The sequence below is a fragment of the Kiloniella majae genome, from assembly GCF_002118315.1.
Taxonomy (GTDB): domain Bacteria; phylum Pseudomonadota; class Alphaproteobacteria; order Kiloniellales; family Kiloniellaceae; genus Kiloniella; species Kiloniella majae.
This window is the reverse complement of the sequence record NZ_MTSZ01000002.1, coordinates 530,482-557,452: the sequence shown is the minus strand read 5'-3', so window position 1 is coordinate 557,452 and position 26,971 is coordinate 530,482. Positions and strand designations below refer to the sequence as shown.

General features: G+C 44.7%; 26 protein-coding genes. 12 read left to right on the top strand and 14 right to left on the bottom strand.

The genetic code is table 11. From position 1 onward, the window contains the following. Positions 1 to 142: 142 nt before the first annotated feature. From BKB51_RS08725 to rpsF, 4 genes are all read right to left on the bottom strand, one after another. Positions 143 to 1,669: a replicative DNA helicase gene (locus tag BKB51_RS08725; RefSeq protein ID WP_085900697.1), complete on the bottom strand. Its 1,527-nt coding sequence runs from the start codon at positions 1,667 to 1,669 to the stop codon at positions 143 to 145. 184 nt (positions 1,670 to 1,853) lie between these two features. Beyond that, the gene (gene rplI / locus BKB51_RS08720) at positions 1,854 to 2,420 is read right to left on the bottom strand and encodes a 50S ribosomal protein L9 (RefSeq protein ID WP_085900696.1); all 567 of its coding nucleotides are present in this window, start codon (positions 2,418 to 2,420) and stop codon (positions 1,854 to 1,856) included. 15 nt (positions 2,421 to 2,435) lie between these two features. Next, positions 2,436 to 2,693, bottom strand: coding sequence for a 30S ribosomal protein S18 (rpsR, locus tag BKB51_RS08715; protein WP_047764749.1), 258 nt, complete (start codon positions 2,691 to 2,693; stop codon positions 2,436 to 2,438). 12 nt (positions 2,694 to 2,705) lie between these two features. Continuing rightward, complete coding sequence (gene rpsF, locus BKB51_RS08710; RefSeq protein WP_085900695.1) at positions 2,706 to 3,173, bottom strand: 30S ribosomal protein S6; 468 nt, start codon at positions 3,171 to 3,173, stop codon at positions 2,706 to 2,708. Positions 3,174 to 3,565: 392 nt separating this feature from the next. Here rpsF and fabD point away from each other — a divergent pair, with 392 nt between their 5' ends. From fabD to infA, 6 genes are all read left to right on the top strand, one after another. Beyond that, entirely contained in the window at positions 3,566 to 4,507 is a 942-nt protein-coding gene (gene fabD, locus BKB51_RS08705) for an ACP S-malonyltransferase (protein WP_085900694.1), read from the top strand. A gap of 88 nt (positions 4,508 to 4,595) precedes the next feature. After that, the gene (gene fabG / locus BKB51_RS08700; protein WP_085900693.1) at positions 4,596 to 5,336 is read left to right on the top strand and encodes a 3-oxoacyl-[acyl-carrier-protein] reductase; all 741 of its coding nucleotides are present in this window, start codon (positions 4,596 to 4,598) and stop codon (positions 5,334 to 5,336) included. A gap of 186 nt (positions 5,337 to 5,522) precedes the next feature. Next, positions 5,523 to 5,759, top strand: coding sequence for an acyl carrier protein (locus tag BKB51_RS08695; protein WP_046507651.1), 237 nt, complete (start codon positions 5,523 to 5,525; stop codon positions 5,757 to 5,759). A gap of 77 nt (positions 5,760 to 5,836) precedes the next feature. Further along, positions 5,837 to 7,099, top strand: coding sequence for a beta-ketoacyl-ACP synthase II (fabF, locus tag BKB51_RS08690; RefSeq protein WP_085900692.1), 1,263 nt, complete (start codon positions 5,837 to 5,839; stop codon positions 7,097 to 7,099). Between the two features lie 13 nt (positions 7,100 to 7,112). Further along, complete coding sequence (gene mltG, locus BKB51_RS08685) at positions 7,113 to 8,114, top strand: endolytic transglycosylase MltG (protein ID WP_085900691.1); 1,002 nt, start codon at positions 7,113 to 7,115, stop codon at positions 8,112 to 8,114. Between the two features lie 221 nt (positions 8,115 to 8,335). After that, on the top strand, positions 8,336 to 8,554 hold the full coding sequence (infA, locus tag BKB51_RS08680) for a translation initiation factor IF-1 (protein WP_046507661.1): 219 nt from the start codon (positions 8,336 to 8,338) through the stop codon (positions 8,552 to 8,554). Positions 8,555 to 8,629: 75 nt separating this feature from the next. Here the strand turns inward: infA and BKB51_RS08675 are convergent, their stop codons facing one another. Beyond that, on the bottom strand, positions 8,630 to 9,394 hold the full coding sequence (locus tag BKB51_RS08675) for an SDR family NAD(P)-dependent oxidoreductase (RefSeq protein WP_085900690.1): 765 nt from the start codon (positions 9,392 to 9,394) through the stop codon (positions 8,630 to 8,632). Between the two features lie 121 nt (positions 9,395 to 9,515). Between BKB51_RS08675 and BKB51_RS08670 the strand changes: the two genes are divergently transcribed. Beyond that, on the top strand, positions 9,516 to 10,409 hold the full coding sequence (locus BKB51_RS08670; RefSeq protein ID WP_085900689.1) for a YicC/YloC family endoribonuclease: 894 nt from the start codon (positions 9,516 to 9,518) through the stop codon (positions 10,407 to 10,409). 19 nt (positions 10,410 to 10,428) lie between these two features. Then, a complete protein-coding gene (gene gmk / locus BKB51_RS08665) occupies positions 10,429 to 11,073 on the top strand; it encodes a guanylate kinase (protein ID WP_085900688.1) in 645 nt (214 codons plus the stop codon). 21 nt (positions 11,074 to 11,094) lie between these two features. Here the strand turns inward: gmk and rsmA are convergent, their stop codons facing one another. The 6 genes from rsmA to BKB51_RS08635 are packed head-to-tail and all read right to left on the bottom strand — an operon-like array spanning position 11,095 to position 18,736. After that, a complete protein-coding gene (gene rsmA / locus BKB51_RS08660) occupies positions 11,095 to 11,949 on the bottom strand; it encodes a 16S rRNA (adenine(1518)-N(6)/adenine(1519)-N(6))-dimethyltransferase RsmA (RefSeq protein WP_085900687.1) in 855 nt (284 codons plus the stop codon). A gap of 3 nt (positions 11,950 to 11,952) precedes the next feature. Beyond that, positions 11,953 to 12,969 carry a 4-hydroxythreonine-4-phosphate dehydrogenase PdxA gene (pdxA, locus tag BKB51_RS08655; RefSeq protein ID WP_085900686.1) on the bottom strand — a complete coding sequence of 339 codons (1,017 nt, stop codon included), beginning with the start codon at positions 12,967 to 12,969 and terminating at the stop codon, positions 11,953 to 11,955. Then, on the bottom strand, positions 12,966 to 14,213 hold the full coding sequence (locus BKB51_RS08650; RefSeq protein WP_085900685.1) for a peptidylprolyl isomerase: 1,248 nt from the start codon (positions 14,211 to 14,213) through the stop codon (positions 12,966 to 12,968). Before BKB51_RS08650 ends, pdxA begins: the two co-directional genes overlap by 4 nt. A 39-nt stretch (positions 14,214 to 14,252) precedes the next feature. Next, the gene (locus BKB51_RS08645; RefSeq protein WP_085900684.1) at positions 14,253 to 16,460 is read right to left on the bottom strand and encodes an LPS-assembly protein LptD; all 2,208 of its coding nucleotides are present in this window, start codon (positions 16,458 to 16,460) and stop codon (positions 14,253 to 14,255) included. Positions 16,461 to 16,463: 3 nt separating this feature from the next. After that, positions 16,464 to 17,588 (bottom strand): LPS export ABC transporter permease LptG, encoded by a 1,125-nt coding sequence (gene lptG / locus BKB51_RS08640; protein ID WP_085900683.1) that lies wholly within the window; start codon positions 17,586 to 17,588, stop codon positions 16,464 to 16,466. A gap of 2 nt (positions 17,589 to 17,590) precedes the next feature. Further along, positions 17,591 to 18,736 carry an LptF/LptG family permease gene (locus BKB51_RS08635; protein WP_085900682.1) on the bottom strand — a complete coding sequence of 382 codons (1,146 nt, stop codon included), beginning with the start codon at positions 18,734 to 18,736 and terminating at the stop codon, positions 17,591 to 17,593. Between the two features lie 207 nt (positions 18,737 to 18,943). Here BKB51_RS08635 and BKB51_RS08630 point away from each other — a divergent pair, with 207 nt between their 5' ends. Both BKB51_RS08630 and BKB51_RS08625 read left to right on the top strand, forming a co-directional pair. Then, positions 18,944 to 20,443, top strand: coding sequence for a leucyl aminopeptidase (locus BKB51_RS08630; protein WP_085900681.1), 1,500 nt, complete (start codon positions 18,944 to 18,946; stop codon positions 20,441 to 20,443). Positions 20,444 to 20,494: 51 nt separating this feature from the next. After that, on the top strand, positions 20,495 to 20,950 hold the full coding sequence (locus BKB51_RS08625; RefSeq protein ID WP_085900680.1) for a DNA polymerase III subunit chi: 456 nt from the start codon (positions 20,495 to 20,497) through the stop codon (positions 20,948 to 20,950). 34 nt (positions 20,951 to 20,984) lie between these two features. Here the strand turns inward: BKB51_RS08625 and BKB51_RS08620 are convergent, their stop codons facing one another. Continuing rightward, positions 20,985 to 21,809: a universal stress protein gene (locus tag BKB51_RS08620; RefSeq protein ID WP_158090184.1), complete on the bottom strand. Its 825-nt coding sequence runs from the start codon at positions 21,807 to 21,809 to the stop codon at positions 20,985 to 20,987. Positions 21,810 to 21,945: 136 nt separating this feature from the next. Continuing rightward, positions 21,946 to 22,863, bottom strand: coding sequence for an AraC family transcriptional regulator (locus BKB51_RS08615; RefSeq protein ID WP_085900678.1), 918 nt, complete (start codon positions 22,861 to 22,863; stop codon positions 21,946 to 21,948). 164 nt (positions 22,864 to 23,027) lie between these two features. Between BKB51_RS08615 and BKB51_RS08610 the strand changes: the two genes are divergently transcribed. Both BKB51_RS08610 and BKB51_RS08605 read left to right on the top strand, forming a co-directional pair. Beyond that, positions 23,028 to 23,864, top strand: coding sequence for a cysteine hydrolase family protein (locus BKB51_RS08610; RefSeq protein ID WP_085900677.1), 837 nt, complete (start codon positions 23,028 to 23,030; stop codon positions 23,862 to 23,864). 246 nt (positions 23,865 to 24,110) lie between these two features. Then, complete coding sequence (locus BKB51_RS08605) at positions 24,111 to 24,929, top strand: substrate-binding periplasmic protein (protein WP_158090183.1); 819 nt, start codon at positions 24,111 to 24,113, stop codon at positions 24,927 to 24,929. A 20-nt stretch (positions 24,930 to 24,949) separates the two neighbouring features. On the opposite strand, the gene BKB51_RS08600 is transcribed toward BKB51_RS08605, so the two are convergent. Continuing rightward, positions 24,950 to 26,857: an ABC-F family ATP-binding cassette domain-containing protein gene (locus BKB51_RS08600; protein ID WP_085900675.1), complete on the bottom strand. Its 1,908-nt coding sequence runs from the start codon at positions 26,855 to 26,857 to the stop codon at positions 24,950 to 24,952. Positions 26,858 to 26,971 lie beyond the last annotated feature (114 nt).

The window sequence follows — 26,971 nt, the reverse complement described above, 5'->3', positions numbered from 1 at the left end:
GATGAGATAACGTTAGTTCCATACTTTGCCCTGTAAAGCTCGAAACACCCATCATCTTTCGGTTAGGCACAATAACCAACGTGACCTTTTGCGTCAATCAAGGTTGCGGCAAAGCATTGGGTTATTTGCCTTATCTGATTGACTAATAACTTTCTGGTAATTGATCTTCTTCTGCCAAGTCTGAGAACTTTGTAAACTCGCCGTTAAAGTGGAGTTCAACAGAACCGATTGGACCGTGACGTTGTTTTCCGACAATCATTTCCGCTTTGTTGCGGGCTGCATCCAGGCGAGCTTCGTGATTGGCAAGTTTCTCATGGAATCTATCGGTCGAATCATCTGCGCCTTGCCCAGGCTTTTCACGGGCGATGTAGTATTCGTCACGATAGAGGAAAACCACAACGTCGGCATCCTGCTCGATTGAACCGGATTCGCGTAGATCCGAAAGCTGAGGGCGTTTATCTTCCCGTTGTTCTGTCTGACGGGAAAGCTGCGAAAGTGCGATAACGGGTACATTCATCTCTTTCGCAATTCCTTTCAGGCCACGGGAAATTTCTGAAACCTCTTGAACACGGCTGTCGCTTTTCCCGCCAGGTGCACCGGACATCAATTGCAGGTAATCGACAATAATAATATCCAGCCCGTGCTGCCTTTTAAGGCGTCTGACACGATTTCGAAGCCCCGGAATTGTCAGGTTCGGTGTGTCATCAATAAAGAGTTTGTAGTTTGAAAGGGCGCGGCTTATTTGAAACACATGTTCGAATTGATCTTCTGTTAGTTCACCTTTACGCATCAAATGCGATGGCGTTTCTGCCGCAGAAGACAAAATCCTGCTTGCGAGCTGATCCGCTGACATCTCCAGAGAGAAGAAAGCAACAGACATGGGAATGTCGACTTCATCCCCTTCGGCGTTGTGTCCGGGCTTGGTTGCTTGGGCTATATTAAAAGCGATGTTTGTCACAAAGGCCGTTTTACCCATGGACGGACGGGCGGCAAGGATAATTAAATCTGAATGATGGAAACCACCGAGAAGTTTATCTACATCGCGCAGACCACTTGAAACGCCGGAAATACCGTCGCCCTGTTTCATGGCGACATCAATGTAGTTCATTGAAACGGCAAGGGCATCAGCAAAAGATGTGAACCCGCCTTCAGTCTGGCCTTCTTCAGCAAGACGGTACAGCTTTTGTTCTGCACCTTCGATTTGTTGAGTCGCAGAAAGTTCGAGTTCGTGCGTGTGGGCGTGATTAACGACTTCTTCGCCTAGGTCAATGAGCTCTCTGCGGATATAGAGATCGTGAATAATCTTGCCGTATTCAGACGCATTGATGATCGTAACAACATTGCTCTGAAGTTCAGCCAGATAGCTGGTACCACCAAGTTCTTCCAGATTGCCGTTGCTGGCAAAAAAGTTCTTTAGTGTTGTTGCGTTTGCCAGTTGTCCCCGTTCAATCAGTGTTTTGCAGGCGTGATAAATCTCGGCATGGGCCGGATCTGCAAAGTGGACGGGAAGAAGAAAATCCGAGATCCTTTCAAAGGCCTTGTTGTTTGACAGAACAGCTCCTAACAGAGCTTGCTCTACCTCGTAGTTATGAGGGGGAGAGCGGAGTTCTTGTCCATCATCAAAGGGGATGTCTGAAACATCAAAGGGAGGAATCGCGTGATCTTCCATGGCCTCGAATCTAGAAAATTAGTACCAACAAACGCCTGATTATATCTGTTTCTTTTACCCGTTTTAGGGCAAAAAAAGAGCGCAGAGGAATGTAGCCCTTTAGGGACGAGAAGTACAGGTTGGAAATGAAAACGGCACCTCGAAAGGTGCCGTTTCATGATACTCAGAAGTATAAAAAGAAGACTTATGCTTCTGTTTCTTCTTCTGTGATTTCTTCTTCAACTGCTTCTGCAACAGCTTCACGCTCTTCAGCAGCTTCCTCATTGGAAACAGCACCGCCAGAGCTAAGCTGTAGCTCAGCTTCTTCAGCAGAACGTGCAGTGTTAACAACAATGTTAACGGAAACTTCTGGGTGCAGAACAACTTTAACGTCGTGCAGGCCAAGAGTTTTGATAACTTTGTCGAGAACAACCTGAGCGCGGGCAACAGTAATGCCAGCTTCAGTAACTGCTTCAGCGATATCACGAGTGTTTACAGAACCGTAAAGCTGCCCGGAATCACCAGCCTGACGAATCAGAGAAACAGTCAGACCTTCAAGCTTACCAGAAACCTGTTGGGCTTCATCGCGGCGCTTGAGGTTGTCTGCTTCCAGCTGAGCACGCTGGTTTTCGAAGTGTTCAAGATTTGATTTTGTTGCACGCATAGCTTTCTGCTTTGGAAGCAGGAAGTTACGAGCATAACCAGGTTTCACGGTGACAACATCACCCATCTGACCAAGTTTTTCGATGCGTTCTAGAAGGACGACTTGCATGATAAAATCTCCTTCTTACCCGATCAAGTATGGCAATAGAGCAAGGAAGCGAGCACGTTTGATAGCTTTTGCAAGCTCGCGCTGTTTTTTTGCTGATACTGCGGTTATACGACTTGGTACAATTTTACCGCGCTCTGAGATGAAACGCTGCAGAAGACGTGTGTCTTTGTAGTCGATCTTTGGTGCATTTGCGCCAACGAACGGGCAGCTTTTACGGCGACGGTTAAACGGGCGACGTGAACCAACGCCCTGGCTAACGATTTGAACGGCCATGGTTTCTCTTCCTTAGCTAGCTGTTGCTTCACGAGGGGCACGATCGCCACCCTCACGAGGAGGACGACCACCACGATCACCACCGCGGCCACCACGATCACCGCCGCGGTCATCACGACCACCACGACCACCACGACCACCGCGCTCATCACGGCTGCCACGGTTTTGCATGACTACAGAAGGCTCTTCTTCAAGTACGTCAACTTTGATAGTTAGTGTACGAAGAACATCGTCGTTCAAGCGCATAACGCGTTCCATTTCCTGGACCGCTGCAGAAGGAGCATCGATGTTGAGAAGAACGTAATGACCTTTGCGATTTTTCTTAACGCGATAGGCCATGTTACGAAGACCCCAGTATTCGGTCTTAGCAACAGAACCACCATTTTCGGTGATAATAGCAGTAAACTGCTCAGTGAGTGCATCGACCTGCGAGGACGAGATGTCCTGACGTGCGATATATACACATTCATAAAAAGCCATAGTTACTCCTCACGGCTTTGTGGGTAGAGGAAAACCTTTACCCGGAGCTGGTGTCCTTTTTTCCGCTAGAGGTCACCAGCAAGGAGTTGATTTAGTGCGGATTAACGTGCGGAATATAGCGATCTTGTTGCGGGGGTCAAGCTCTATAGTGTGTTGCATGCATAACCTGTTGAAATTAAAAGATTGTGTTGATGACAGTGTGCTGTGTTTTTAACTCGGAGAATAATTAGGTATGCCGAGCGTTGCATAATCATCTCTGGAAGGCTATTTCTGGGGCAACACAATACTCTGAATGTTGTTTGTTCATTATTGGTAGAGCAAAAGCGGGTAATGAAAATTGTAATACAAGCGCGTTACACGACAACATCAGCGCGTTTAATAAGGAGTTTATAATGAAGCGTGCATTTGTTTTTCCCGGACAGGGATCACAGGCCGTTGGTATGGGAAAAGAACTCGCGGAAGCTTTTTCTGTAGCTCGCGAAGTTTTTGAAGAAGTTGATGAGGCTCTTGGGCAGAAGTTATCAACGCTGATGTTTGAAGGGCCGATTGACGAACTCACGCTTACTGAAAATGCGCAACCTGCTTTGATGGCTGTGAGTACTGCTGTTGTTCGGGTGTTGCAGAACGAGGGCAATTTATCCCTGAGTGATCATGCCTCTTTTGTCGCTGGACACTCTCTTGGTGAGTATTCAGCCCTGACGGCGGTTGGCACTGTTGAGCTGGCTGATGCCGCGCGCTTGCTGAAACTGCGTGGTCAGTCAATGCAACAAGCCGTTCCTGTCGGGGAAGGTGCAATGGCAGCGCTTCTTGGGCTTGATTTTGAAGACGCACAAGCTGTTGCAGAAGAAGCCGCACAGGGTGACGTTTGTTCTGCTGCGAATGATAATGCACCGGGACAGGTTGTTGTTAGTGGTCACAAAGCTGCGGTTGAACGCTCTTTGGAAATTGCTAAATCCAAAGGCGCGAAACGTGCTGTATTGCTACCTGTATCTGCCCCATTCCATTGTTCACTAATGGCGCCTGCTGCGGATGCTATGGCCGAAGCTTTGGCTGCTGTCACTCTTCGTGCTCCATCTGTACCGGTTGTTTGTAATGTTTCTGCGGACATGGTTATGGATCCAGAAACGATTCGTGATTACTTGGTTCAACAGGTAACGGGTATTGTTCGTTGGCGTGAGTCCGTACTTTACATGCGTGCAAATGAAGTTGAGCAGTTGGTCGAACTGGGGGCAGGAAAAGTACTAAGCGGTCTCAATCGTCGTATTGATCGGGATCTTACTTCTGCGAACGCTGGGACGCCTGAAGAAATAGAAAACCTGTTAAAGAGCCTTTAAAAATTTAAAAGCCGAAGGACTGGTACTTGGTCTCATGCCTGAAATTGAGTACCCTTCTGCGCACAAATATTGATCTTAGGAGTATAGGATGTTTGATCTTTCCGGTAAGACAGCACTTGTTACGGGTGCTTCTGGCGGTATTGGAAGTGCAATTGCCAAGGCTTTGCACGATCAGGGAGCTGTTGTTGGTCTTTCTGGTACCAGAGTAGAAGCACTTGAAAAGGTAGCTGCTGAACTTGGCGGTGATCGGGTCCACGTTTTGCCCGCGAATCTATCTGATGCAGATGCGCCAGCTGATTTGGTTAAACGCGCTGATAAAGCAATGGGGCAGCTGGATATCTTGGTAAATAATGCGGGGCTGACCCGCGATAATCTTGCAATGCGTCTTAAAGACGAAGATTGGGATACTGTGCTTGCTGTCAATCTTACAGCAAGCTTTCGTCTGTCCAAAGCATGTCTTCGTGGCATGATGAAACGCCGTTGGGGCCGCATTATCGGGATTACCTCTGTGGTTGGAACAACTGGTAATGCTGGTCAGACGAACTATGCAGCTTCAAAAGCAGGCCTGATTGGCATGAGCAAATCTCTTGCCCAGGAAGTTGCATCGCGTGGAATTACGGTCAATTGTGTTGCTCCCGGTTTCATTGCGACGGCAATGACAGATGTACTTAGTGATGACATCAAAGAAAATCTTCTGAGTGGTATTCCTTGCGCAAAGCTTGGCTCTCCCGAAGATATTGCAGCTTCGGTTGCATACCTATCAAGTAATGAAGCTGCTTATGTGACAGGCCAGACCTTGCATGTTAACGGCGGAATGGCCATGATATAATCAGTATTTGACCCTCTGGCGTTGAATCTTTATGAAAGATAAACGATTAAGAGCGTTGGCAAGCCGACTTAAAGTGTGTTATGAGGCGGCGCTTCTCTGTATTTAGCAGGGTAATAATAGAAATTCAGGCCTTAGGGTCGTTAGTAAAACCGCCGAAAGGCGATAAATAGTTAAGGGCTAAAGTTTATGAGCAACGATGTCGCTGATCGCGTAAAGAAAATTGTAGTTGAACACCTCGGTGTTGAAGAAGCCAAAGTTGTGGAAAGTGCAAGCTTCATCGACGATCTTGGTGCTGACAGCCTGGACACTGTCGAACTCGTTATGGCATTCGAAGAAGAGTTCGGTTGTGAAATCCCAGACGATGCTGCTGAGAAAATCGTAACAGTTCAGAACGCTGTCGATTTCATTTCAGAAAACGTTTAATCGTTTTTTAGAAGTATACAACGCCGGGGAACTCCCCGGCGTTTTCGTCTTTAATAGCGTAGAGACTTTATAGAATCATGCGTCGTGTCGTTATAACCGGTCTCGGTATGGTATCCCCGCTTGGATGTGGTGTTGATCACATTTGGTCACGAATTACCAATGGTGAATCAGGTCTAGGTAAAATTACTCAATTTGAGACGTCTGATTTGCCGTGTCAAATTGCGGGTGAAATTCCTGTTGGCGAAACTGCTGACGGCTACTTTAATGCGGATGACCATATCGCAGCAAAGGATCGTCGAAAACTTGATCCTTTCATTGTGTATGGTATTACAGCTGCTCAACAAGCTATTGAAGACGCGGGCTGGAAGCCTGAAGATGAAGAGAGTTTGTGCCGCACAGGTGTGATGATTGGTTCTGGTATTGGTGGTCTTCAAACCATTGCAAATGGAGCCGTGATGATTGAAGAAAAGGGACCGCGCAAGCTTTCACCCTTCTTCATTCCTTCATCTCTAATCAATTTGATTTCCGGTCATGTTTCTATCCGTTACGGGTACAAGGGACCAAACCATTCGGTTGTGACAGCCTGCTCAACAGGTGCTCACGCTATTGGTGATGCAGCTCGTTTGATCCAAATGGATGATGCTGATGTAATGATTGCTGGTGGTGCTGAAGCTGCAGTTTGCAGAATTGGCATTGCAGGTTTCTGTGCGTCGCGTGCGTTGTCTACAGGCTATAATGATACGCCTGAAAAAGGCTCTCGTCCTTGGGATAAAGGGCGTGATGGTTTTGTTATGGGCGAGGGCGCTGGTGTTGTTGTGCTGGAAGAGCTTGAGCATGCAAAAGCGCGTGGCGCTACAATCTACGGCGAGGTCGTTGGTTATGGCCTGTCCGGGGATGCGCACCACATAACAGCGCCACCCCCTGATGGTAATGGTGGTTTCCGCGCAATGTCTGCAGCCTTAAAACGTGCCGGCATAAATGCAAGTGATGTGAATTACATCAACGCCCATGGTACTTCTACTCCTTTGGGGGATGAAATCGAATTTGGTGCAGTAAAACGCCTATTCGGTGATAACGAAGACGTTTGTATGTCATCAACCAAATCAGCGATTGGTCATTTACTGGGTGCTGCTGGTGCTGTTGAAGCAATCTTCTCTGTAAAAGCGCTTAAAGAAGGTGTGATTCCTCCAACACTCAACTTGGAAGACCCATCTGACGAGTGTCAGGGCATTGATTTGGTTCCACTTGAAGCACAGGAACGGAAAATCGATGTTGCGCTGTCCAATTCATTTGGATTTGGCGGAACCAATGCAAGCCTAGTGCTTAAAGCATTCAGATAAATTCACTTAAGCCGTGAGTGAAGAGCAAAAAGTATCCAAGAGGCCCTCTTTTTTGAAGTGGGCCTCGCTTGTTTTCTCCTTGGGAATTTTGTGTTTATCCATCGTGTTGTACATGGGACAACAAGAGTTTATGGCACCTGGACCTCTTAAAAAAGATCTCACAATTGTGATTCCAAAAGGATCCGGGTTAGAGAAAATATCCAATATTCTGAAAGATGAAGGTGTTATTCGTGAGCCGCTTATCTTTCAGCTAGGTGCACGCTACACAAAAAAAGCAAGAAACTTAAAGGCAGGCGAGTTCTTGATGCCTGCTGCTGTTTCAATGCGGGATGTAATAGAAATACTGGAAAACGGGAAAACGGTTAGTTACTCGGTTACGATTCCTGAGGGGAAGACATCTTTCGAGATTGTCGAGATCCTGCGAAGTAACCCTGATTTAGTCGGTGAAATTACTGACATTCCCGAAGAAGGAAGTCTTTTGCCTGAAACGTACCTGTTTGTAAGAGGAGACAGCCGGCAATTTATTCTTGATCGCATGAAGCAGGCATTAGATCGCAATCTTGATAGGTTATGGGATAATAGGCAGGAAGGATTGCCACTCAAGACCAAGGAAGAGGCTTTGGTTTTGGCGTCTATTGTCGAAAAAGAAACCGGTATTGCATCGGAAAGGCCACTTGTCGCGGGGGTCTTTATCAATCGCTTGAATTTAAAAATGCGTTTGCAGTCCGATCCAACGGTAACCTACGGTATTACTCTTGGAGCTAAGCCTTTGGGACGTAATTTAACCCGTAAGGACCTGAAGACACCGACATTATATAATACCTATACGATTGATCGGCTTCCTCCTGGGCCTATCGCGAATGTAGGTTTATCTGCTCTGGAAGCCGTTACTCAACCGGCAAAAACCAAATACTTATACTTTGTTGCGGATGGCACAGGGGGACATGCTTTTGCTCGTACCCTTAAGGAGCATAATAAAAATGTTCGTCATTGGCGTTCTGTTAATAAAAACTAGTCATAAGTCTTCCTTCTGAGTATGGGATGCTGTGAGGCGTTATTCTTAGCAACAGTATATGTTTTTGAGTGGGTTAAGTGGGGTATCAAAATTTATTTTAAATGTGATATCATTAATTTTTAACGATAATTATGCAAAAATACGATGATTACTTGACCTTTTGCAAATGTTGAGTAGTTTTGCGACACGCACAAATGCGGTATGAAAAAGGCAAAGGTTGAATGGCTAAAGAAGAACTCCTTGAGTTTAGTGGTACTGTTATTGAAAAGCTCCCGAATGCAATGTTCCGGGTTGAGCTTGAAAATGGACACGAAATTATTGCCCACACTGGTGGTAAGATGCGTAAGTTCCGCATTCGTACCATGGTTGGCGATAAAGTTGACGTTGAAATGACCCCTTATGATTTGACTAAGGGCCGGATTACTTTCCGTCACAAATAAGAACACTCTACTTTGTAGCTGACAGATACAGGTGCGCGTTCGGCCATAGGCTTAACGCGCTTCTTGTGTTTTTCTTTATTTATCCTTGTTTGGTAATCTGTCAGATATAAATTCAGATAGATAAAGGGGAAGTGCTGCAAAAAACAAAACCGTTAAGTACATCGGTTTAGGGAACGAGATCCTTGCTTTGTTCCTTTCCAGGCCTTTGCCAATAATGGCTGCTGCCTTTGTACTTTCCATTAAAAATGGCATCGGGAATTTGTTAACAGCCGTAATGCCACTTTTTACAAAGCCTGGTGTTATCACTGAAACTTTAATGTTGCTCTTCTTTAACGTTCCTCGCAGGCTTTCTCCCCAGGTCCGAACGGCAGCTTTACTTGCGCAATATGCCGGAGCACTGGGAAGTCCTTTGAATGAAGCGAGAGAGGACATAATCGCGATTTGTCCCCGTCCATTCGACTTCATGATCTTAATAGAGGGAAGAACAGTATTGAGCACACCGTACAGGTTTATATCCAGTATTTCCCGTGTCTGACGGTCAGATTCGTCTTGTTGGCCTGTGCCGCCGGATATACCTGCGTTGGCAATAACGAGATCAAGCTTTGACAATTGGTTGGCTTTGAAAATTTCCGCGCTGCAGGCCGTTTGATCTGTGACGTCCAGTTGTAACGAATGTACGTCTGAACCACGGTTTAAACATTGATTTGATATAGTCTGTAATCGCTCACTATTTCTGCCCGCGAGGAAGAGAACGTTTCCTGGTTTGGCATAGTATTCTGCAAGGGCGGCACCAATGCCGCTAGAAGCCCCGGTAATAAATATCGTCTTTGGAATTGTCATTCTTGCAGTAACTCATATGCTTTGGGTATAAGGCTTATGAAAATAAAGCTGCTTGTGATGAATGTAAAACAATCGATCATGTGGTTGAGTATAATGCTTCAATAAACCCCGAGGAACCATTATGGGAAAAGCAATTGCCAGCATGACAGGATTTGCCCGTGCTGAAGGTGAGTACGCAGGGACAACCTGGTCTTGGGAGCTTAAAAGCGTCAATGGTAAGAATCTGGATGCCAGATGCCGGGTTCCAAATGGATTCGAAGTTTTAGATGCAAAAGTAAGATCGGCTTTGGCTAAAAGCTTTAAGCGCGGCAATTTCCATATAAACCTTGTGATAGATAACAAACACAAGCAATTACAGTTACAAGTAAACGAAGATATCTTACAGCAGGTCATCCCACTGGCGACAAGGATCGGTAATGATCTGGATGCTGTTGCTCCTTCTATTGATGGCATCTTGAACTTACGGGGCGTGTTAGAGCTTGTCGAAGAAGAGGAATCTCAGGACGAGGCCGACAAGCGTTTGGGGTTGATTGAAACAAGTTTAAACGATGCGATTGAGGCAATGCAAAGCATGCGCAACGAAGAGGGCGCAAGGCTTGGAGAAATCGCATCCGGTCAATTGGATGATATCGAACGACTACAAAAAGAAGCAGCAAAACTGGCAGCAACGCAACCTGCAGCGATACAGGATCGGTTTAATAAACAACTAGCAGAGCTACTATCAGATACAAGTTCTGTTTCCGAAGAGCGTTTAGCACAGGAAATTGCGGTTTTGGTAACCAAGGCTGATATCCGTGAAGAACTTGATCGTCTGGCTGCGCATGTTGCCGCTGCACGTGAGCTTCTGGAAAACGGAGGCCCCTGTGGACGCCGGCTAGACTTTCTTTGTCAGGAGTTTAATCGTGAAGCCAATACACTTTGTTCAAAATCGTCTGATGTTGCGTTGACGACGATTGGTATTGAGTTAAAGGCAACGATAGAACAACTTCGCGAACAAATACAAAACGTCGAGTAAAAGTAAGGTTTTAGAAATAATGAATGCTGTTGTTGCTCCCACGCTTGAACGCCGCGGCCTTATGCTGGTCCTTTCGTCCCCTTCCGGGGCTGGTAAAACAACAATTTCCAGAATTTTGCTGGAAAGAGAAGAAGAACTTACTCTATCGATATCTGCAACGACCCGACAAATGCGTCCAGGCGAAATTCACGGCAAAGATTATTTCTTTGTTAGCCCAGAAGATTTTAACTCTATGGTCGACAATAATGAGATGCTTGAGCATGCAACTGTATTTGATAACAAATATGGCACGCCGAGCGAACCTGTAGAACAGGGGCTGTCATCTGGTCAGGATGTCCTCTTCGATATTGATTGGCAGGGGACGCAGCAAGTTGCTGCAAAAGCACCTAATGATATTGTTCGAGTGTTTATCCTTCCGCCTTCGTTACAAGAGTTAGAGAGGCGTCTTTATGCCCGTGCTCAAGATAGCGAAGAGGTTGTCAAAGGACGGATGGCCAAAGCAGCTGATGAGATGAGCCATTGGGCGGAGTACGATTATATTATTGTAAATACAGATGTCGAAAAGTCTGTTGCTGATGTCCAGGCTATTCTCAGGGCCGAACGCTTAAAGCGAGATCGCAGACCTGATCTGGATTCTTTTGTTCGTGGATTACGTCAGGCTTAAGTAAGAGATTGAATCGTGTTTTCAACCTTTTAGCTGATCATAAGCTCGGGCGATTGAGCAGAACTCTTCAATTGTAAGTTCTTCTGCCCGAGCAGTTTCTTTAATGCCAGCGATGGATATGAGCTCTGGTGTATTTGTGCCCAAGCTCTTCAGGCTTTGCCGCAACATTTTCCGCCTTTGTCCAAAAGCAGCTTCTGTAATCTTCTCCATTGTAAACACATTGGCCTCTGCCAATGGTTTTTGTCTTGGTTCCAGCCTTGCCACTGTGGATGTTATCTTTGGCGGCGGGATAAAGGCCCTGGGCGGAATATCAAAAAGCGCTGATGTTTCGCAGAGCCATTGTGTCATGACGCTCAGGCGGCCATAGCTTTTTGTTCTAGGCTCTGCAATGAGGCGATCCACCACTTCTTTTTGAAACATGAGAGTTAAGCTTGCAAAGGCCGCTGAATCTTGAGCAACTTGTTTCAACCATCTAAGGAGAAGCACTGTCGAAATATTGTAAGGCAGGTTGGCGACAATACGGCGTGGAGCGCTGCCTAGTTCGGTTAAATCAACTTTCAGGGCGTCGCTTTCAATTACCAGAAGTTTGTTGTCATAGGCTACTGAGACTTCCTTCAATGCTTGAAGGCAACGTTGATCTTTTTCAATGGCAATAACCTGCTGTGCACCTTCCATGAGCAGTCCGCGTGTTAAGCCACCGGGTCCTGGACCAATCTCAAATATTGTCCCTTGATCAAGTGGGCCACCACCTCTTGCTATTCTGGAGGTCAGGTTTAGATCCAGTAAAAAGTTTTGCCCAAGCGATTTTTTTGCAGCGAGATCAAATCGTGCAATGACATCTCTCAAAGGGGGAAGTTTATCCGTTGATCTGTTCATTTTTTAGTGTGTTTCGTTTTTTGCTTTTGCCATTGTCGCAGCCATCTCGATAGCTGCAATAAAGCTGCTGGGATTTGCGATACCTTGGCCTGCTATATTATAGGCGGTTCCATGATCCGGCGAAGTCCGGATAAAGGGGAGGCCGAGCGTAATGTTAACACCGCTGTCAAAGTCCAAGGTTTTTATGGGGATTAGAGCTTGGTCATGGTACATGCAAACCGCAACGTCATATTCTTCACGCGCTTTGGCATGAAACATTGTATCAGCCGGCAAGGGGCCTTTGATATCGATACCTTCATTCTGAAGTAATTCAAGTGTTGGAATAATGAAATCAATTTCCTCAGATCCCATTGAACCGTTTTCTCCGGCGTGTGGATTTAGCCCAGAGACGGCAATGCGTGGCACGCTAATGCCAAAATCCTGTTTCAGCGCAGTATTTGCTGTTCTGATTGTATGGGCTATCAAGTCACTATTGAGTTTGTTAAGTGCCTCAGCCAATGAGAGGTGGATGGTAACAGGAATAACACGTAATTGTTTCGAAGCCAGCATCATAACAGATGGTGTTTTACTATTGGCTAAGTCTGCCAGATATTCGGTATGTCCAGGATGACTGAACCCTGCCTGATAAAGTACCGCCTTATTAATCGGATTTGTGACAACTGCCGAGGCTTCGTTATTTTGAACAAAGCTTACTGATCGTTTTATAGAATTGATTACAGCAGAACCATTGCGAGGATCACCGACACCGGGAGCAACAGCTTCGTATAGTTCTTCTGGAATAACAGGTAATGCTTGCTCAAAGCAAGAAGCAGCATCTATCGGAGATGAAATTTCTCTAACAGATATGTTCATCGATAGATCTGCGGCTAGCTTTTGTAAGCGATTGGGACAATCGATTACAAAAAAAGGAAGATTCGCCTTTAGATGACATTTCTCCCATGCTCTAAGCGTTAGTTCTCCTCCAATGCCAGCAGGATCTCCCATTGTTATAGCTATAGGTAAGGGTAACGATTGGCTCACAGACGGATATCCACGTTTGAACTTCTGCGAAGATCTAAAAGATATCTTCTGGCTAGTGTATCTAATCGATCATTAGTCAGCTTTTCTTGAATTGCCAATCGATCAACACCACCACTTTCCTGACGGTTACAGACTGCTATAACAGCTAACCCACCCGTAACTTTTATTGCTGGAGTCGTTTGACCTTCAGTTACCTGCTCTATGGCTGCTCTGGTTGTGGCTGGGAGATCCTTCGTTTTAAGGGTTCCCAAATCGCCTGAACCATCGTCACCGAGTTCATCGGATAGTTCATCCATTTCATTACAGCTTGTGAACTTTCGTCTTGCATCAGCTGCTCTTGATTGAGCTTGCTGTGTTTCTTCAAAACTTGGGTTAGCAGGCAAAGAGAAAAAGAATTGTTTTAGATGGACTTTCTGTTCACTTTCAGCGGAGCGTTGACCTTGAACTAAGAGAATGTAATAGCCTCTCTTTGTTCGTATCGGACCGAGTAGTGATCCAACAGAGGCGGATTTTACCGCGGGTTGTAGTTCGTTAGATAGTTGTCCTGTTTGCAACCATCCCAAATCTCCACCCAACCCAGCGCTGTTTGATTGCGATATTTGCCGGGCTAAGGCAGAAAAATTTCCGCCATTTTTTATTGTTAGTAAGGCATCACTTGCTTGCGCTTTTATTTTTGCTTCATCCGAAGCAGTATCTATGCCGAGAAAAATCTCAAAAATTCTTTTCTGGATTGCGGGACCATCCGATTGAAGTTTTGTTATGACTTCCTCTATTTCAGCTTCAGAGATATTAACAGATGATCTTAGCCGTCTATTAACAACTGCTCTCCATGCAATATCAGCTTTAAATTGGTCTAGAAGGGTTGTTGGAAGTACGCCTTGTTTACGCAATCCTTCTGTCAACTGTTGTACCGTCATTTTATTCTGCTTCGCAACCGCGGTCAGGGCACGTTGAACTTGCTGGTCTGATATTGTGATATTAAGTCGTTCGGCTTCTTGAAGTTTGAGCCTTTCGTCAATGAGGATACGGACCACTTGCCGGACCATTCTTTGTCGAACTTGTGGAGTATTTTTTTGCTTGCTTGAAACAATCGCGAGCTGAGTACGTTGGCTCACATCGAGCAAAGATATAATATCGTCGTTCACAACTGCTGCAGGACGTAAAACGTCTTGGGCAAAGGATGTCGTTGCTGTTGTTACTAGGAGGGCAAAACCCAACAAATTAGCAGCAAAATTAGTTCTCATTTGATACCGATACCTTTTGTCTCAAGTAGCCGAAATAAATTATAGCGGCTGAATTGTACCCAAGTGTTTAAATGTTAGTTCAAGTGTAAACCGATCATCTGGCTCTAGTTCTCGATCCTGGAACCATGTTCGTGTATATTGGCTATCAATGATAATACATTCATCCTGATAAATGAGGCCCAGGCTGGCTTCACGTGACTCATCGGCATCAATATCACGTGTGTAGCTGGAATTTAGGCTCCAGTATTCAGTCAACTCACTATTGATACCAACTTTAACTTCCTCTCTATCAGATGATACACCATCAATATTATCATCTTTAAGGAAAACGTAGTCCAAATCTAAATTAAGAGCTGCTGGACCAATGTTAAGCTCTACTTCATTACGGTTTGCCCCAAGATCATCAGGATCGAATCTGAAACGATAAAGTGCATCAAAGTTATCAATTGTATATATGCCAATATGCCCAACAATATCAGAAGCTGCATCCTTCAAACCAGAATTTTCCTCGTGTAGATTACTGTTTCCACTAAACCGATAGCTTTGGCCAATTAGGAAATCGGCTTGATTTCCTGAAACAGTAGAGGCCGTCCATTTTAATCCGTAACTAACACGGCTACCTGAATCAACGCGATCAGTACCGGCAAAGCGATTTAACGAGAATAATGAAGTATCATCAAATTCAAAATCCCGGCTATCATCGTTCGGAATTTCATTTGGATTGGAACCATTCGGAGCTAATATTCCTTGAACAATGGGCTCAATTGTTTGACTGAAATTACCTCGGTGACTAGCGAAAGGGAACCTCCATTCCAAAGCCATCTGCGGGAAAACTCGACCCGTAAACCCAGTAAAGGTATCTCCGTTCTTTCTTATATCATCGTTATTCTCGTTAACGCCATTAACCCAATATCCGTCGGTTTGAACTTGTGTGGTTAATTTATATTGATCTCCCCAAGATCCGGTATAGGGAAGATCCCATCCGCCGATAAGAGACACCCGTCGGCTGTCTCTTCCTTCACTTCGTCCAAGAGCTTGGGCATTCGCATCTAAACGATAGGTCGCTCCGGTTATGCCTGGTTGACTTTGAAAGTTGTATTGACCACGAGGTAAAACAAAGGGGTTTTCAGAATCATCAACGCCACTTCGGGTACTCTGAAATTTATAAGTGTCTAATCTTGCAAAGTTACGGCCTCTGAAGCCTTCTATAAAGGCGCTTGTTTCCAATTCTGATTCATTATTGAAGCCGTAAACTCGACCATAGGTATCATCAGATGCATGCTCAGCGTTAAAACCCCATCGCCAAGTTTTATCCAAATCAAAGCGTCCTTCACTTATAATCTGCCCGCGAAACTCATCTCTCTCGACATTGCCGTTATTTTCATCTCTATCGGCTATCGTTGCACTGGCTTCAATAGAGAGATTACCCTTATTGAATTTTTTTTCATACTCGCCAGCAAGAACAATACCCTGTTTGGTGGTTGCTATAGGAGCAAATAAAAATTCTGAGGAGTCGTCAATTGCCCAATAGTATGGGATTTGTAATGTAATACCTAATTGGCTGGAATTACCGTAACTTGGTAATAGAAAACCACTTCGTCTTTTCACTGTAGGATCTGGGTGGGCGAGATAAGGTGTGTAAATAACGGGCACGCCGAATATTTCCATCCAGGCGTGATCATATTTTATGGTCTGTGATGCTTTGTTATGGACAATTTTCTTGGCTTTCAATTGCCAAATTGGAGCTCGGTTTGGATCATCCTTACAAAGTTCGCATGGGCTAAAAACGCCGTTTGAGAAGACTGAGATGTTTCCACTAGTTAATTGGCCTGTTGATGCAGCTAAACGGCTGCGATCTGTCAGAAGTATCCGTATATCACGAATAAAACCTTCTTTAAGATTATCTGTAAGTTCTACGTGCTCAGCAAAAACAATCTCACCACTAGGCTCCAGCAAGCTTATATTACCTGTCGCACTTACAACATTTGTATTCATGTTGTAAGAAACGCTGTTGGCGAGCACAGTTCGATCACCTTGCGAGATCTCTACATTACCGGACGCAGTAACAATCCCAAGATTTTCATCATAAGTTACTTCGTTGGCACTAATGAGCGCAGGGATTTCTTCGCTAATTCCATCTACTGACTGAGCATTGGTTTGTGCTGAGATGGATACTCCCAAAGCAAAGGTAAGTGCTGCTATAGATACAGAGTTTTTCAGTAGTGTTTTTACCCCCCTAAAAGACATAGCTTACCCGTCTTCCAGATGTAAAAGCATAGTGACCCCTAACAATAGTGATACCCCCGCTGGTGACCAGGCTGCTAACGCAACAGGTACTTTAGTTGATTGCCCCAGAGCAAAAACAAAATTCGATAAGAAATAAAGCAGAAATCCGGTGAGAACACCAGAAAGTATCATCAGTCCTACCTTGCCGCGTCGATGTTGTTGCATGGAAAAGGTTGCAGCAAGCAAGATCATAGCCAAGAAAAGGAATGGTTTAGAAAGAAGCCGATGAAACTGTAGTTTTAGTTTAACTGCTGAAAAACCTGCTTTTTCAAGGAGGTTTATAAAATAGGGTAACTCCCAAAAAGAAATCGATTTGGCGCTGGCAAAACTGTCCTGTACTTTTTCCATGGTTAATTCTGTGGGAATTAATACTTCTTCAAAGTAATCAGGCTTTTTCCCTGGGTATGAATGCCATGTCTGTAGTAACGCCCAGTTTCCATTTTCTAAACGTGCTTTTGTTGCATCATAGCGTGAAAGAAACTCTCCATCCTCTGTCAGGTTAAAGATAATAACTTGATTTAAGGATAGGTCTTTATTCACGGAACCTGCATGAATGACCGATAGGCCATTATTATCAGGTTGGCGCAGCCATAGGCCTGTTTCTGAAACCTTAAAAATAGCTTGATCTTTTTTCTTATAAAGCCTTGAGAGTTCTTTGTTTTTAGCAAACAAAGCAGAAGAAACAGGGTTGATAACTGAAAAAGCTAAAACCCCAATCATCAATGAGCAAAACGCGAAAGGAAATATGATGCCCCAGATGGAAACGCCAGCAGAGCGAATGATTACAAGTTCATTTGCTCTGGTTAGTTTCCAAAAAGTTGCCATTGCTGCAAACAAAATCATGAAGGGCATGATTTCTTCACTTAGTTGCGGCATTTTATAGAGGACAATTTTTACGACCTGTAAAAATGGTACTGCAGCCCCTTCTAGATCGTCAGAAACTTCTATGAGTGATATGAGGAATACGACGCCCATCAAGACAAAAAAGAAGCTAAAGAAGCTTAACAAATAGTTCTTGGATGCATACGAAAATAATGTCCAAGAAATGTTTGCTGATTTGACAGCTTTTTTATTAACAACTGTTGTCATTTTCAGGCTGCAGCCTCTTCCTTGGGAGAACCATCAGGATGATCCGGTGTTTTTAAGGATACTTTTTTAGGTTTTTTATTTATGAAATAAAGGGACAACAAAACAACGAAAACAGGCCACGCATACATGAGAGGAATTAGGTTTTTGTTTTTCTCTGCGATATCTTTAAACAAGAACATCGTCAACATCATGACACCCATGATGCTAATTGCAAACATGATGCGTCCTAAATAACCTCGACGGCTGAATTCGCCTGACAATAAACATCCCAGCGCTATAAAGGCCATGGCAAGCGTGAAGAGTGGACTTGCAATTCGGTAGTGGCCTGCAGCGACAAGCTTGTCGTAATTGTCGACATCTCTTGGGTTTGTTAGGTCTGGAAAAATCAATTGATGTAGAAAGCGTTCCCTTGGTTTGAACCAGCGTTCTCTTTCTTCTTGTGCTAAATCGCCAAATCGGAGGACATATTTGTCAGAATAGGCGATTGATAATTGCCCTGTGACCGGGTCTACTTCCTGTCTACTTGCGTTCCAGAGGACAGCTCTGAAATCGTCTTCTTCTTTTAAGAGGGCACCAGTATCAGCCAAATAGGTTATTTGTTGCCCGGGAAGACTACTATCGTGAACGATGAGCCCTTTGAGTTCTCCTGCAGGCGTCTTTTCTTTAAAGTAAATTGTATATTCAGAGTTGATTGTGTTGAATTTACCAGCCTTTAGAAGAACGGGCGACAAATTGTCTCTGAAATAATGCTGAAGCTCTCTGAATTCACGGTAAGAGGCGGGTAAAAAATAGAGGTTAATTGCAACTACTGTTATCATCGATACGACGCCGAGCATAATTCCCGGGCGCGCCAACTGTAGTTGTGAGAAGCCGGCCGCTTTTAAGACCACAAGCTCACTATCAGTATTCAGTTTGTTATAGATAAAGAGGACTGAGCAAAATGTCGCGACAGGAATGACGATCACGAGGAAATAGGGCATCAGCAAAATAACAAAATAGAAGAATGTAGATGCCGGAAGACCGTCGTTAACAATCATGTCAACGAATCGTAATGATTGAGCCAGCCATACAGCCACAGCAAGAGACACTGCGACTGAAACAGCAAACAAAACCAGTTGCACAAGCATATAGCGCGAAATAATCTGCATAGGGTCCGTAAAATAACCTATAAAAATATATAGAGAAGAAATAGCCAGAACACCCTTGCCACGTCCAGTGAATTCGTGGATTTTCTTAAGAAGAATAATGAGATTTGAGTCATGGAATGCAAAGTTCTATGATTGCAGTTGCATTTTACAAAGTAATCCTTGTTCTATAGCAGCAAATTAATAAATCGTTTTACCGAAGAGGGCGGCATGAAGTTTTCTTTTGTCTCGGACAAAATTCCAAGCACAGGTGCTATCGTTGCGACAGTAACTGATGGTGGGCAACTTTCCACAACAGCACAGCAATTTGACAACAAGACAGGCGGAGCATTAAACCGCGCAATCAATAGTAGCTCTTTCAAGGGCAAAAAGGGTGAGTTGCTCGAAATTCTGGCGCCCAGCGGTATAGAAAATAGTCGGATTATTCTGGCTGGTCTGGGTAATCCGAATGAGCTTAAGGCGACCGATTTCGAAAACCTTGGTGGACAGCTTTATAAAGATCTTTCCGCCAAGGGAGAGAAGGTTGTTTGTTTTTGCGCGGATGATGCGAGTGTTCAGGGAGCGAGTGGCGACAATGCTGGGGCTCTTATCGCTTATGGTGCCTTACTTCGTAGCTATCGTTTTGATACCTATAAAACAACAAGTAAGAATGATACCAAAAATTCACTTGATGAGTTCTCAGTCTTCTCGGCAGATTCTGCAAGTACAGAAAGCGCTTATACCGAGTTATCCAAAGTAGCTGAAGGCGTATTTTTTACCAGACAACTGGTGTCCGAGCCCCCTAATGAGTTGTACCCTGCTACATTTGCTGCTCAGGCCAAAGAACTTGAATCCCTTGGGGTTAAAGTAACCGTCTTGGATGAAAGTGATATTACCAAGCTGGGGATGAACGCGCTCTACGCTGTTGGTATGGGTTCTGAGCGTGAGTCGAAAGTCGTCATCATGGAATGGAATGGTGCTTCGGAAAAATCGACCGAAAAGCCGCTGGCTTTTGTTGGTAAAGGCGTGACCTTTGATACAGGTGGTATTTCGCTGAAACCTGCTGCTGGTATGGAAGACATGAAGTTTGACATGGGCGGTGCAGGAACCGTATTTGGCTTGATGAAAGCACTTGCCGGACGTAAGGCAAAGGTGAATGTTGTTGGTGCCTGTGGTCTGGTTGAGAATATGCCATCCGCTAATGCTCAACGCCCAGGCGATATCGTGAAGTCGTATTCAGGCAAAACCATTGAGGTTCTGAATACAGACGCAGAAGGGCGTTTGGTTCTTGCCGATGTTCTCTCCTATACGCAAGAAAAATACAACCCACGTCTTGTGATTGATTTGGCGACCTTAACAGGTGCCATGATTATTGCGTTGGGGAACGACATTGCGGGTATTTTTTCGAACAACGACACTTTGTGTGAGCAGCTCTCTAGCGCGGGTCTAAGTGTTGATGAACGTGTTTGGCGTCTGCCGCTCGCGGATTGTTATGACAAATTGTTGGATTGTGATGCGGCTGATATGAAAAACATCGGCGGGCGTGCTGCTGGATCAATCACAGCTGCGCAATTCCTTCAGCGTTTTATCGATAAGGATCGTCCTTGGGTTCATATTGATATTGCTGGTGTTGCCTGGGCAACAAAGGAAAAAGCGATTGCAGCGAAGGGTGCGACTGGATTTGGCGTTCGTTTGCTTGATCGCTTTGTTGCCGATAATTACGAAGATTAGAAATTAAAGGCAGGGTATGTTGTATCCTGCCTTCTTCTGTGGACACTTTTGATGACCGACATACGTTTTTATCATTTGACTAAAACAGCACTGGAAAACGCACTTCCTCAAATGCTTGAGAAGGTATTAGAGCGAGGTCAGCAAGCTGTTATCCTGTCATCAAATGAGCGTGCGTTGGGTGAGTTGGATCAGAATCTTTGGAGTTACCGACCTGATTCGTTTCTTCCTCATGGGACAAAAAGAGATGGTTCAATTGACGAACATCCGGTTTGGTTAACAACGGATCAGGATGATATCAGCAAACGGGATGTTGCTTTTGTTGTGCATGGTGCACACCCTGGAACTCTCGAGAGTGATAAAACATCTTTATGCGCAATTTTGTTTGATGGAAACAATCCGACAGTGGTTCAAGATTCTCGCGTTCTTTGGAAGGAACTTAAGGCCGCGGATCACGAGTTGACATATTGGCAACAAACAGACCGTGGATCTTGGGAGAAGAAAGCCTGATCAGGCTTTCTTCTCCCAAGCCGGTTTGCTTTTATCAGTGAGATAAAAGGATTGGAACTTCCTGGTTGGAAAACAGTGATTTTGTTACGCCACCAAAGATCATTTCTCTGATCCGGCTATGCCCCCAAGCGCCCGCAACAATAAGGCCGATTTCTTCTTCTTTGGATGTTTTAAGAATAACGTCTTCAGGGAAAGGGCTCTCGACGACCCTGGTTTCTGCCTGGATATCATGTCGCTTTAGGTGCGCAGATATATCGTCTTGAGATATATTGCCTTCTTCAGGCAATCCGACTGACAACAAGATAACCTTTTGTGCCGCTTTTAAGAGTGGCAAAGCCCCTCTGACCGCTCTTGATGATTCAGCTGATCCGTCCCAGGCGATGAGAATGTTTTTTGTGATATCTTTAGGGATCTTCCGGTTGGGAACAGCAAGGATCGGGAGACTGCTTTCCATTAATAAGGAGCCTGCAAATTCCAGTTCATCAGCAAACTTTCCTTTCACCTGACTAATGATTGTCAGGTCTGAAAAGCGTGCATGAAAAGCAACGATATCCACTTCTCTGCCTTCATGTTCTCGCCACTCATGATCTGCGCCAACGGCATTAGCTTTTGCTTCGAAGGTTTCTTTGAGCGTTGCAGCTTGTTCTTTAATATTGTTGCGTTGCTGTTCGATAATTTCTTCGGGAAAGTATCCTGTTACACCATGCGGGGCACCATGTAATATAGCTTCTGGTGTTCTTAGTGCATGAACACCCAAAAGATGCGCTCCGTCAAATTTTGCAGATAGCTGCAGGGCTGCTTCTAACCGAGTTTGACCTGCTTCCGTGTTATCAATCTGAACCTGGATGTCTTTTAACATAAATGCATCTCCATTCATTTAGGAATACAGAAGATGCTTGAAATATCTGGTTCAGCATCTTCCTTTAATTACTATACGAATTTAGCATTTTTGTAGGGTAGAATGCATTGATCTTAATCAATTCTAGCTTAGTGTCTTAAAGTAAGCTTGGTTCTCCTTTTTTGGTTTTTCTATAAGTATCAGGCGCTTTTCCAAATTCAGTCTCAAAAGCTCGAGTAAAGTAACTACGGCTTTGATATCCAACTTTTGACGCAATAACTTTTATGGGAAAATCTGTTGAGTTTAAAAGCTCTGCTGCGCGCTGTAAACGAACGGATCGAAGTAATTCAATGGGACTTGTCCCGTAAATTCTTTTGAATTTCTCGGCGAAGCTGGCACGGCTCATACCAACCTTATCTGCTAGGCTTTCTACTGTGTGGTGTGATTGGGGCTTATTCAGGATATATTGTAAGGCATCCCACATCTGTTGGTCTTCTGCGCCACGTAACCATTCGACTGATTTATGGCCTTCCAAATGGTGGCGTCGTAGTAACATAATCACGCATTGCTCTAAAAGTGAGCGCGCCAAAGCCCGGGTGCCAACTGTGGGATTGGCAAGCTCCAGTAACATTTCATCCATTGCATTCCGTACACGATCACCAGGCTCCAGTTGAGCAATCAGGGGAGTTTGAATTAAATTTAACAATCCGGTTATGCCGCGATAAGAAACATCCACCAACCCGCAAACAGCGGTTAATGTTTGTACCCCGGTTCCTGATAAAAGATGGTCTAGAGAGGCATCAATCGGACGACATTGAGGGAGAGGGGTACTGCTTTCTGTTGCACTTATCAAACTGTGATGTTGGTGAGCGGGAAGGAGAATAATTGCACCAGTGGATATTTGTTGACTGGGGCGTTTACCAATAACAATTTCTCCGGCTCCACTTGTAATGTAGTGGAGGATAGCTTGAGTTTGTCCGGGTAAAGCAAGTGTTGTGCTCGCCCCGCGAATTTCGCAGAAGGCAAAAGGCTTCAGGTTAATGTCAATGGCTTCAAGAATGTGGTCGATAGTCATGCATTATAATTTGTGCAATTTGTGACGGATAACAAGAACAGAGTTTGAGAATGCACACCCTTGGGATGAAACAGACACAATTCAGACGATAGAGAACACATGAGGTTCTAAATGTTAGGGATCAAGGAATTGTCCTTGGATCAGAATTATTAAGGAACCGACCAATGTGTGAGTGCAATGATCATAATGATAAAGCTTTTTCCCGACGTGCAATGTTGGGGGGAGCTGCCGTTACTTTAGCTGCAGCAGGTATGGCAGCAACTTCGGTGGGGAAAAGCGCTGAAGCTGCAACCTCTAATCCGAACTATGCCGACCCTGATAAGCCTGCTTTGCCGTCTGTCGATGTTGATGTCAGCTTGACTGACACAGCATTGGTGGTTGTTGATCCTCAAGTCGATTTTTTAAGTGAAAAGGGAGTTACCTGGGGTGTTGTTGGCGAAAGCGTCACAGAACATAATGTGGTAAAGAACATTGGTGCTCTTCTCGGGACAGCAAAAAAAGCCGGAATGACTGTGGCAGTGTCTCCGCATTATTATTATCCAACAGATCATGGATGGCGGTTTGAAGGGCCCCTAGAAAAACTTATGCACAAGATTGGGATGTTTAACCGCAAAGGTTCCTTGAACCTTGACGGTTTTGAAAACTCTGGTGCTGATTTTATGCCGGAATATAAAGAACAAATTATGGATGGAAAAACGATTATTGCTAGCCCGCATAAGATTTATGGCCCCCAGAATAATGATCTTGCCCTTCAGCTACGGAAGAATGGCGTGAATAAAGTAATCCTGGCCGGGATGTCTGCAAATCTTTGTGTGCAAGCTCATCTTTATGATCTTCTGGAACAAGGTTTTGAAGTTGCTGTCGTTCGAGATGCCACTGCAGCAGCTAAAATTCCTGAAGGTGATGGTTACCATGCAGCGTTAATTAATTTCAGATATGTCGCTAACGGGCTTTGGACAACCAAAGAAGCTGTGAAGAAAATTTCGGATGCGGCTGCTTAAAGACCGATCAGATTTTTCCCTTGAGAAATAGAGCATTCAGCGCCCTTGCTGAGAAAGGTTGGCGAGGGCGTTTGATCATTGCTGTATATTTAAAACCACATTTTTAAACTGACTTTAATAATAGTGAAAGATGTTATGGCTTAAGTTGGTAGATTGTTGCTAGGGGGACGTTGATGTTATTTTAAGCTAGTGACAATCTGGGAGTTTGTGTTGGGTAAGATATTATCTTGGACCAGGTGTGTTCGTTTGACTATAGTCAGATTTATATTGGCTCTATTGGTGTGCTTGACAGTTCATGGCTTGTACTCTTTTTCATCTGTAGCCGATCCATTGAGATTACGTATTGGCTATAACGAAAATTCATCCTATCCACATTTCTTGGGTACTGGTCCCAAACCGGCTTCACCGCCTGGTGTTTCACTGGATATTTTAAACAAAATTGCCAATGACCTGGATTTTGAAATTGAATATATTCGGCGTCCCGGACGTCGTATATTGCACGAGCTTAAAGAAAACCAACTGGATGCCGCGTTTATTTTTTCTTACAAACCTGAACGTGAAGAATTTGGCGTCTTCCCTATGAAAGACGGAAAACCCGATGGCGATAAGCGTTTAACGGTTTTATCTTACGTGCTTTATAAAAGGGCGGGATCTGAGTTGGACTGGGATGGTGAGAAGTTTGTTAATTTACGTGGTGTAATCGGTGCCAATTCTGGGTATTCAATTGTAAAAGACTTGAAGAGAAAAGGGGTAATGGTTGAAGAAGCGAGATCAACCAAAAACAATTTCACCAAGTTAAGAAGCGGACGTATTGATGGTGTTGCCGATCAGGGAATTGTTGCAGACGCCTATATTCATAAAAATAGTTTCTCTGATGTTGTCAAAATTTCTCAACCAATTGCAACAAAAGATTATTTTTTAATCTTTAGCCATGAGTTTTCTCAGAAAGAACCTGATTTGCGTAATGAAATCTGGGATGAAATTTCTGAACATAGAGATGAGCTATCCGATCAATTCATGCCACGTTACCTTGAAGAATATCAATTTCAGCCAGGCACGAATTGATCAGAAGAATTTAGTTTTGCCTACGGGGCTTCAAGCTTTTCTTGAGCTTCCAGCCATTGGGTTTCTGCTTTCGTAAGCTCTTTTTCTATTTTGGCCAACTCTTTTGTCAGTTCCAGTTGCTTGGAATTATCTCCTTCATAGAGTGAAGGATCAGCCATTTCTTTTTCAAGCTTGTCTTTCTTTGCCTGAAACTTTTCCATCTTTTGTTCTGCTAGGCGAACTGCTTTTTTGAGGTCACCCCCAGCAGCTCTGGCCTCTGCTGCTGCCCGGCGCTTGTCTTTTTTACTCATGCTTTTTGCACGAGGCGCATCATTACCTTGGCTTGCATCGTTGGATTTACGAGAGCTTTGGCGCTCTTTGCGGCGCTGTTCCATTAAAAGACGTTTATAGTCTTCGAGATCCCCGTCGTATGCCTGCACGTTACCATCGGCGACAAGCCAGAAACGATCGGCTGTAAGTTCAATCAAGTGGGGATCGTGTGAAACCAACACAATCGCGCCTTCAAAGGCATTCATTGCTTGAACAAGGGCTTCTCTGGAATCTACGTCCAAGTGGTTGGTCGGCTCATCCATTAGCAGGATGTGTGGAGCGTCTCTGGTTGACAGAGCAAAGAGCAGACGTGCTTTCTCGCCACCTGATAGCTTGCCAACCTTTGTTGATACATGATTTACACCAAAGCCAAATCGGCCAAGTTGTGCTCTCACTTTTGATTCGGGCGTGCCGGGTTTCATCAGACGAGCCATCAAAGTATAAGGCGTTGCATCAAGATCGAGTTCTTCGGCTTGGTCCTGTGCAAAATATCCAACTTTGAGCTTGGATGATTTATAGAGTTGTCCCTCTTGAGGTTCCAGACGCCCTGCAAGGAGCTTCACCAAGGTGGACTTACCATTTCCGTTTGCACCAAGAAGTGCAATTCGATCTTCCATGTCCAAACGAAGATCCAATCCTTTAAGGATTGGTTTGCCCGGTTCGTACCCAATATCCACCCGATCAAGGTTGATGAGCGGTGGGGCCAGCTCTTCGGGGGAGGGGAAGTCAAAAGCCAAAGTGCTGTCTTCTGCAACAGCAGCAATAGGCTGCATGCGCTCGAGCATTTTGACGCGGGATTGGGCTTGCTTGGCTTTTGACGCTTTGGCTTTAAAGCGATCAATGAAGCTCTGAATGTGTTTGCGTTGTTCTTGTTGTTTTGCGTGTTGTGCCGCTTGATGCTCAAGACGTTCTCGACGAACCTGTTCGAATTGATCGTAATTTCCTGTGTAGGAGTTTAGCTGAAGGTTCTCGAGGTGAATAATCTTATTGGCAACATTGTTCAAAAGAGCACGGTCATGAGAAATGAGTAACAGTGTTCCCGGGTAATTTTTAAGATAGCTTTCCAGCCAGATGGTTGCTTCCAGATCCAAATGGTTGGTTGGCTCATCCAAAAGCAGGAAGTCTGGTTCTGCAAAAAGCAGACTGGCCAAGGCCACACGCATTTGCCAACCGCCAGAAAGAGCAGAACAGGGCTGTTGCTGTGCTTCTTCGTTAAAACCCAGGCCTGCAAGTATTCGCGCTGCTCTACTAGGCGCAGTATCGGCTTTTATATCCACAAGGCGCTCGTGAATTTCAGCGATACGCATAGGGTCTGTTGCCGTGTCAGCTTCTTTTAGAAGTTCTGTCCGCTCAACATCAGATAGAAGAACGGTATCAATAAGACTGACATTTCCAGACGGAGCTTCCTGCGCAACTTTCCCCATTTTGGTTTTATTGGGAACGTTGATATCGCCTGATTCTGAAGGAATTTCACCAGAGATGATTTTTAGCAGGGTCGTTTTACCCGTACCGTTACGGCCGACAAAACCAACTTTATCGTTTTTGTGTACGGTGGCAGAGGCTTCTTCGAAAATCGGGCGGCCTACGATGCGGTATGTTAGATTATTAATATGTAGCATGTGCGCTTAATATCACTGAAGTGCGGCTGTGGTAAGAGTTTTCTTGAGGAATATTTCTAAAATAATGCTGGTTCGATTTTACGTGCTCACTTTCACGGCGAAAATTTGTTTTTA

Bases quoted from the DNA above. Each gene is read 5' to 3' on its own strand.
- BKB51_RS08725 (WP_085900697.1), bottom strand. From the start codon at position 1,669: ATGGAAGATCACGCGATTCCTCCCTTTGATGTTTCAGACATCCCCTTT.
- rplI (WP_085900696.1), bottom strand. From the start codon at position 2,420: ATGCAAGTCGTCCTTCTAGAACGCATCGAAAAACTTGGTCAGATGGGT.
- rpsR (WP_047764749.1), bottom strand. From the start codon at position 2,693: ATGGCCGTTCAAATCGTTAGCCAGGGCGTTGGTTCACGTCGCCCGTTT.
- rpsF (WP_085900695.1), bottom strand. From the start codon at position 3,173: ATGGCTTTTTATGAATGTGTATATATCGCACGTCAGGACATCTCGTCC.
- fabD (WP_085900694.1), top strand. From the start codon at position 3,566: ATGAAGCGTGCATTTGTTTTTCCCGGACAGGGATCACAGGCCGTTGGT.
- fabG (WP_085900693.1), top strand. From the start codon at position 4,596: ATGTTTGATCTTTCCGGTAAGACAGCACTTGTTACGGGTGCTTCTGGC.
- BKB51_RS08695 (WP_046507651.1), top strand. From the start codon at position 5,523: ATGAGCAACGATGTCGCTGATCGCGTAAAGAAAATTGTAGTTGAACAC.
- fabF (WP_085900692.1), top strand. From the start codon at position 5,837: ATGCGTCGTGTCGTTATAACCGGTCTCGGTATGGTATCCCCGCTTGGA.
- infA (WP_046507661.1), top strand. From the start codon at position 8,336: ATGGCTAAAGAAGAACTCCTTGAGTTTAGTGGTACTGTTATTGAAAAG.
- BKB51_RS08675 (WP_085900690.1), bottom strand. From the start codon at position 9,394: ATGACAATTCCAAAGACGATATTTATTACCGGGGCTTCTAGCGGCATT.
- BKB51_RS08670 (WP_085900689.1), top strand. From the start codon at position 9,516: ATGGGAAAAGCAATTGCCAGCATGACAGGATTTGCCCGTGCTGAAGGT.
- gmk (WP_085900688.1), top strand. From the start codon at position 10,429: ATGAATGCTGTTGTTGCTCCCACGCTTGAACGCCGCGGCCTTATGCTG.
- rsmA (WP_085900687.1), bottom strand. From the start codon at position 11,949: ATGAACAGATCAACGGATAAACTTCCCCCTTTGAGAGATGTCATTGCA.
- BKB51_RS08650 (WP_085900685.1), bottom strand. From the start codon at position 14,213: ATGAGAACTAATTTTGCTGCTAATTTGTTGGGTTTTGCCCTCCTAGTA.
- BKB51_RS08645 (WP_085900684.1), bottom strand. From the start codon at position 16,460: ATGTCTTTTAGGGGGGTAAAAACACTACTGAAAAACTCTGTATCTATA.
- lptG (WP_085900683.1), bottom strand. From the start codon at position 17,588: ATGACAACAGTTGTTAATAAAAAAGCTGTCAAATCAGCAAACATTTCT.
- BKB51_RS08635 (WP_085900682.1), bottom strand. From the start codon at position 18,736: ATGCAGATTATTTCGCGCTATATGCTTGTGCAACTGGTTTTGTTTGCT.
- BKB51_RS08630 (WP_085900681.1), top strand. From the start codon at position 18,944: ATGAAGTTTTCTTTTGTCTCGGACAAAATTCCAAGCACAGGTGCTATC.
- BKB51_RS08625 (WP_085900680.1), top strand. From the start codon at position 20,495: ATGACCGACATACGTTTTTATCATTTGACTAAAACAGCACTGGAAAAC.
- BKB51_RS08620 (WP_158090184.1), bottom strand. From the start codon at position 21,809: ATGTTAAAAGACATCCAGGTTCAGATTGATAACACGGAAGCAGGTCAA.
- BKB51_RS08615 (WP_085900678.1), bottom strand. From the start codon at position 22,863: ATGACTATCGACCACATTCTTGAAGCCATTGACATTAACCTGAAGCCT.
- BKB51_RS08610 (WP_085900677.1), top strand. From the start codon at position 23,028: ATGTGTGAGTGCAATGATCATAATGATAAAGCTTTTTCCCGACGTGCA.
- BKB51_RS08600 (WP_085900675.1), bottom strand. From the start codon at position 26,857: ATGCTACATATTAATAATCTAACATACCGCATCGTAGGCCGCCCGATT.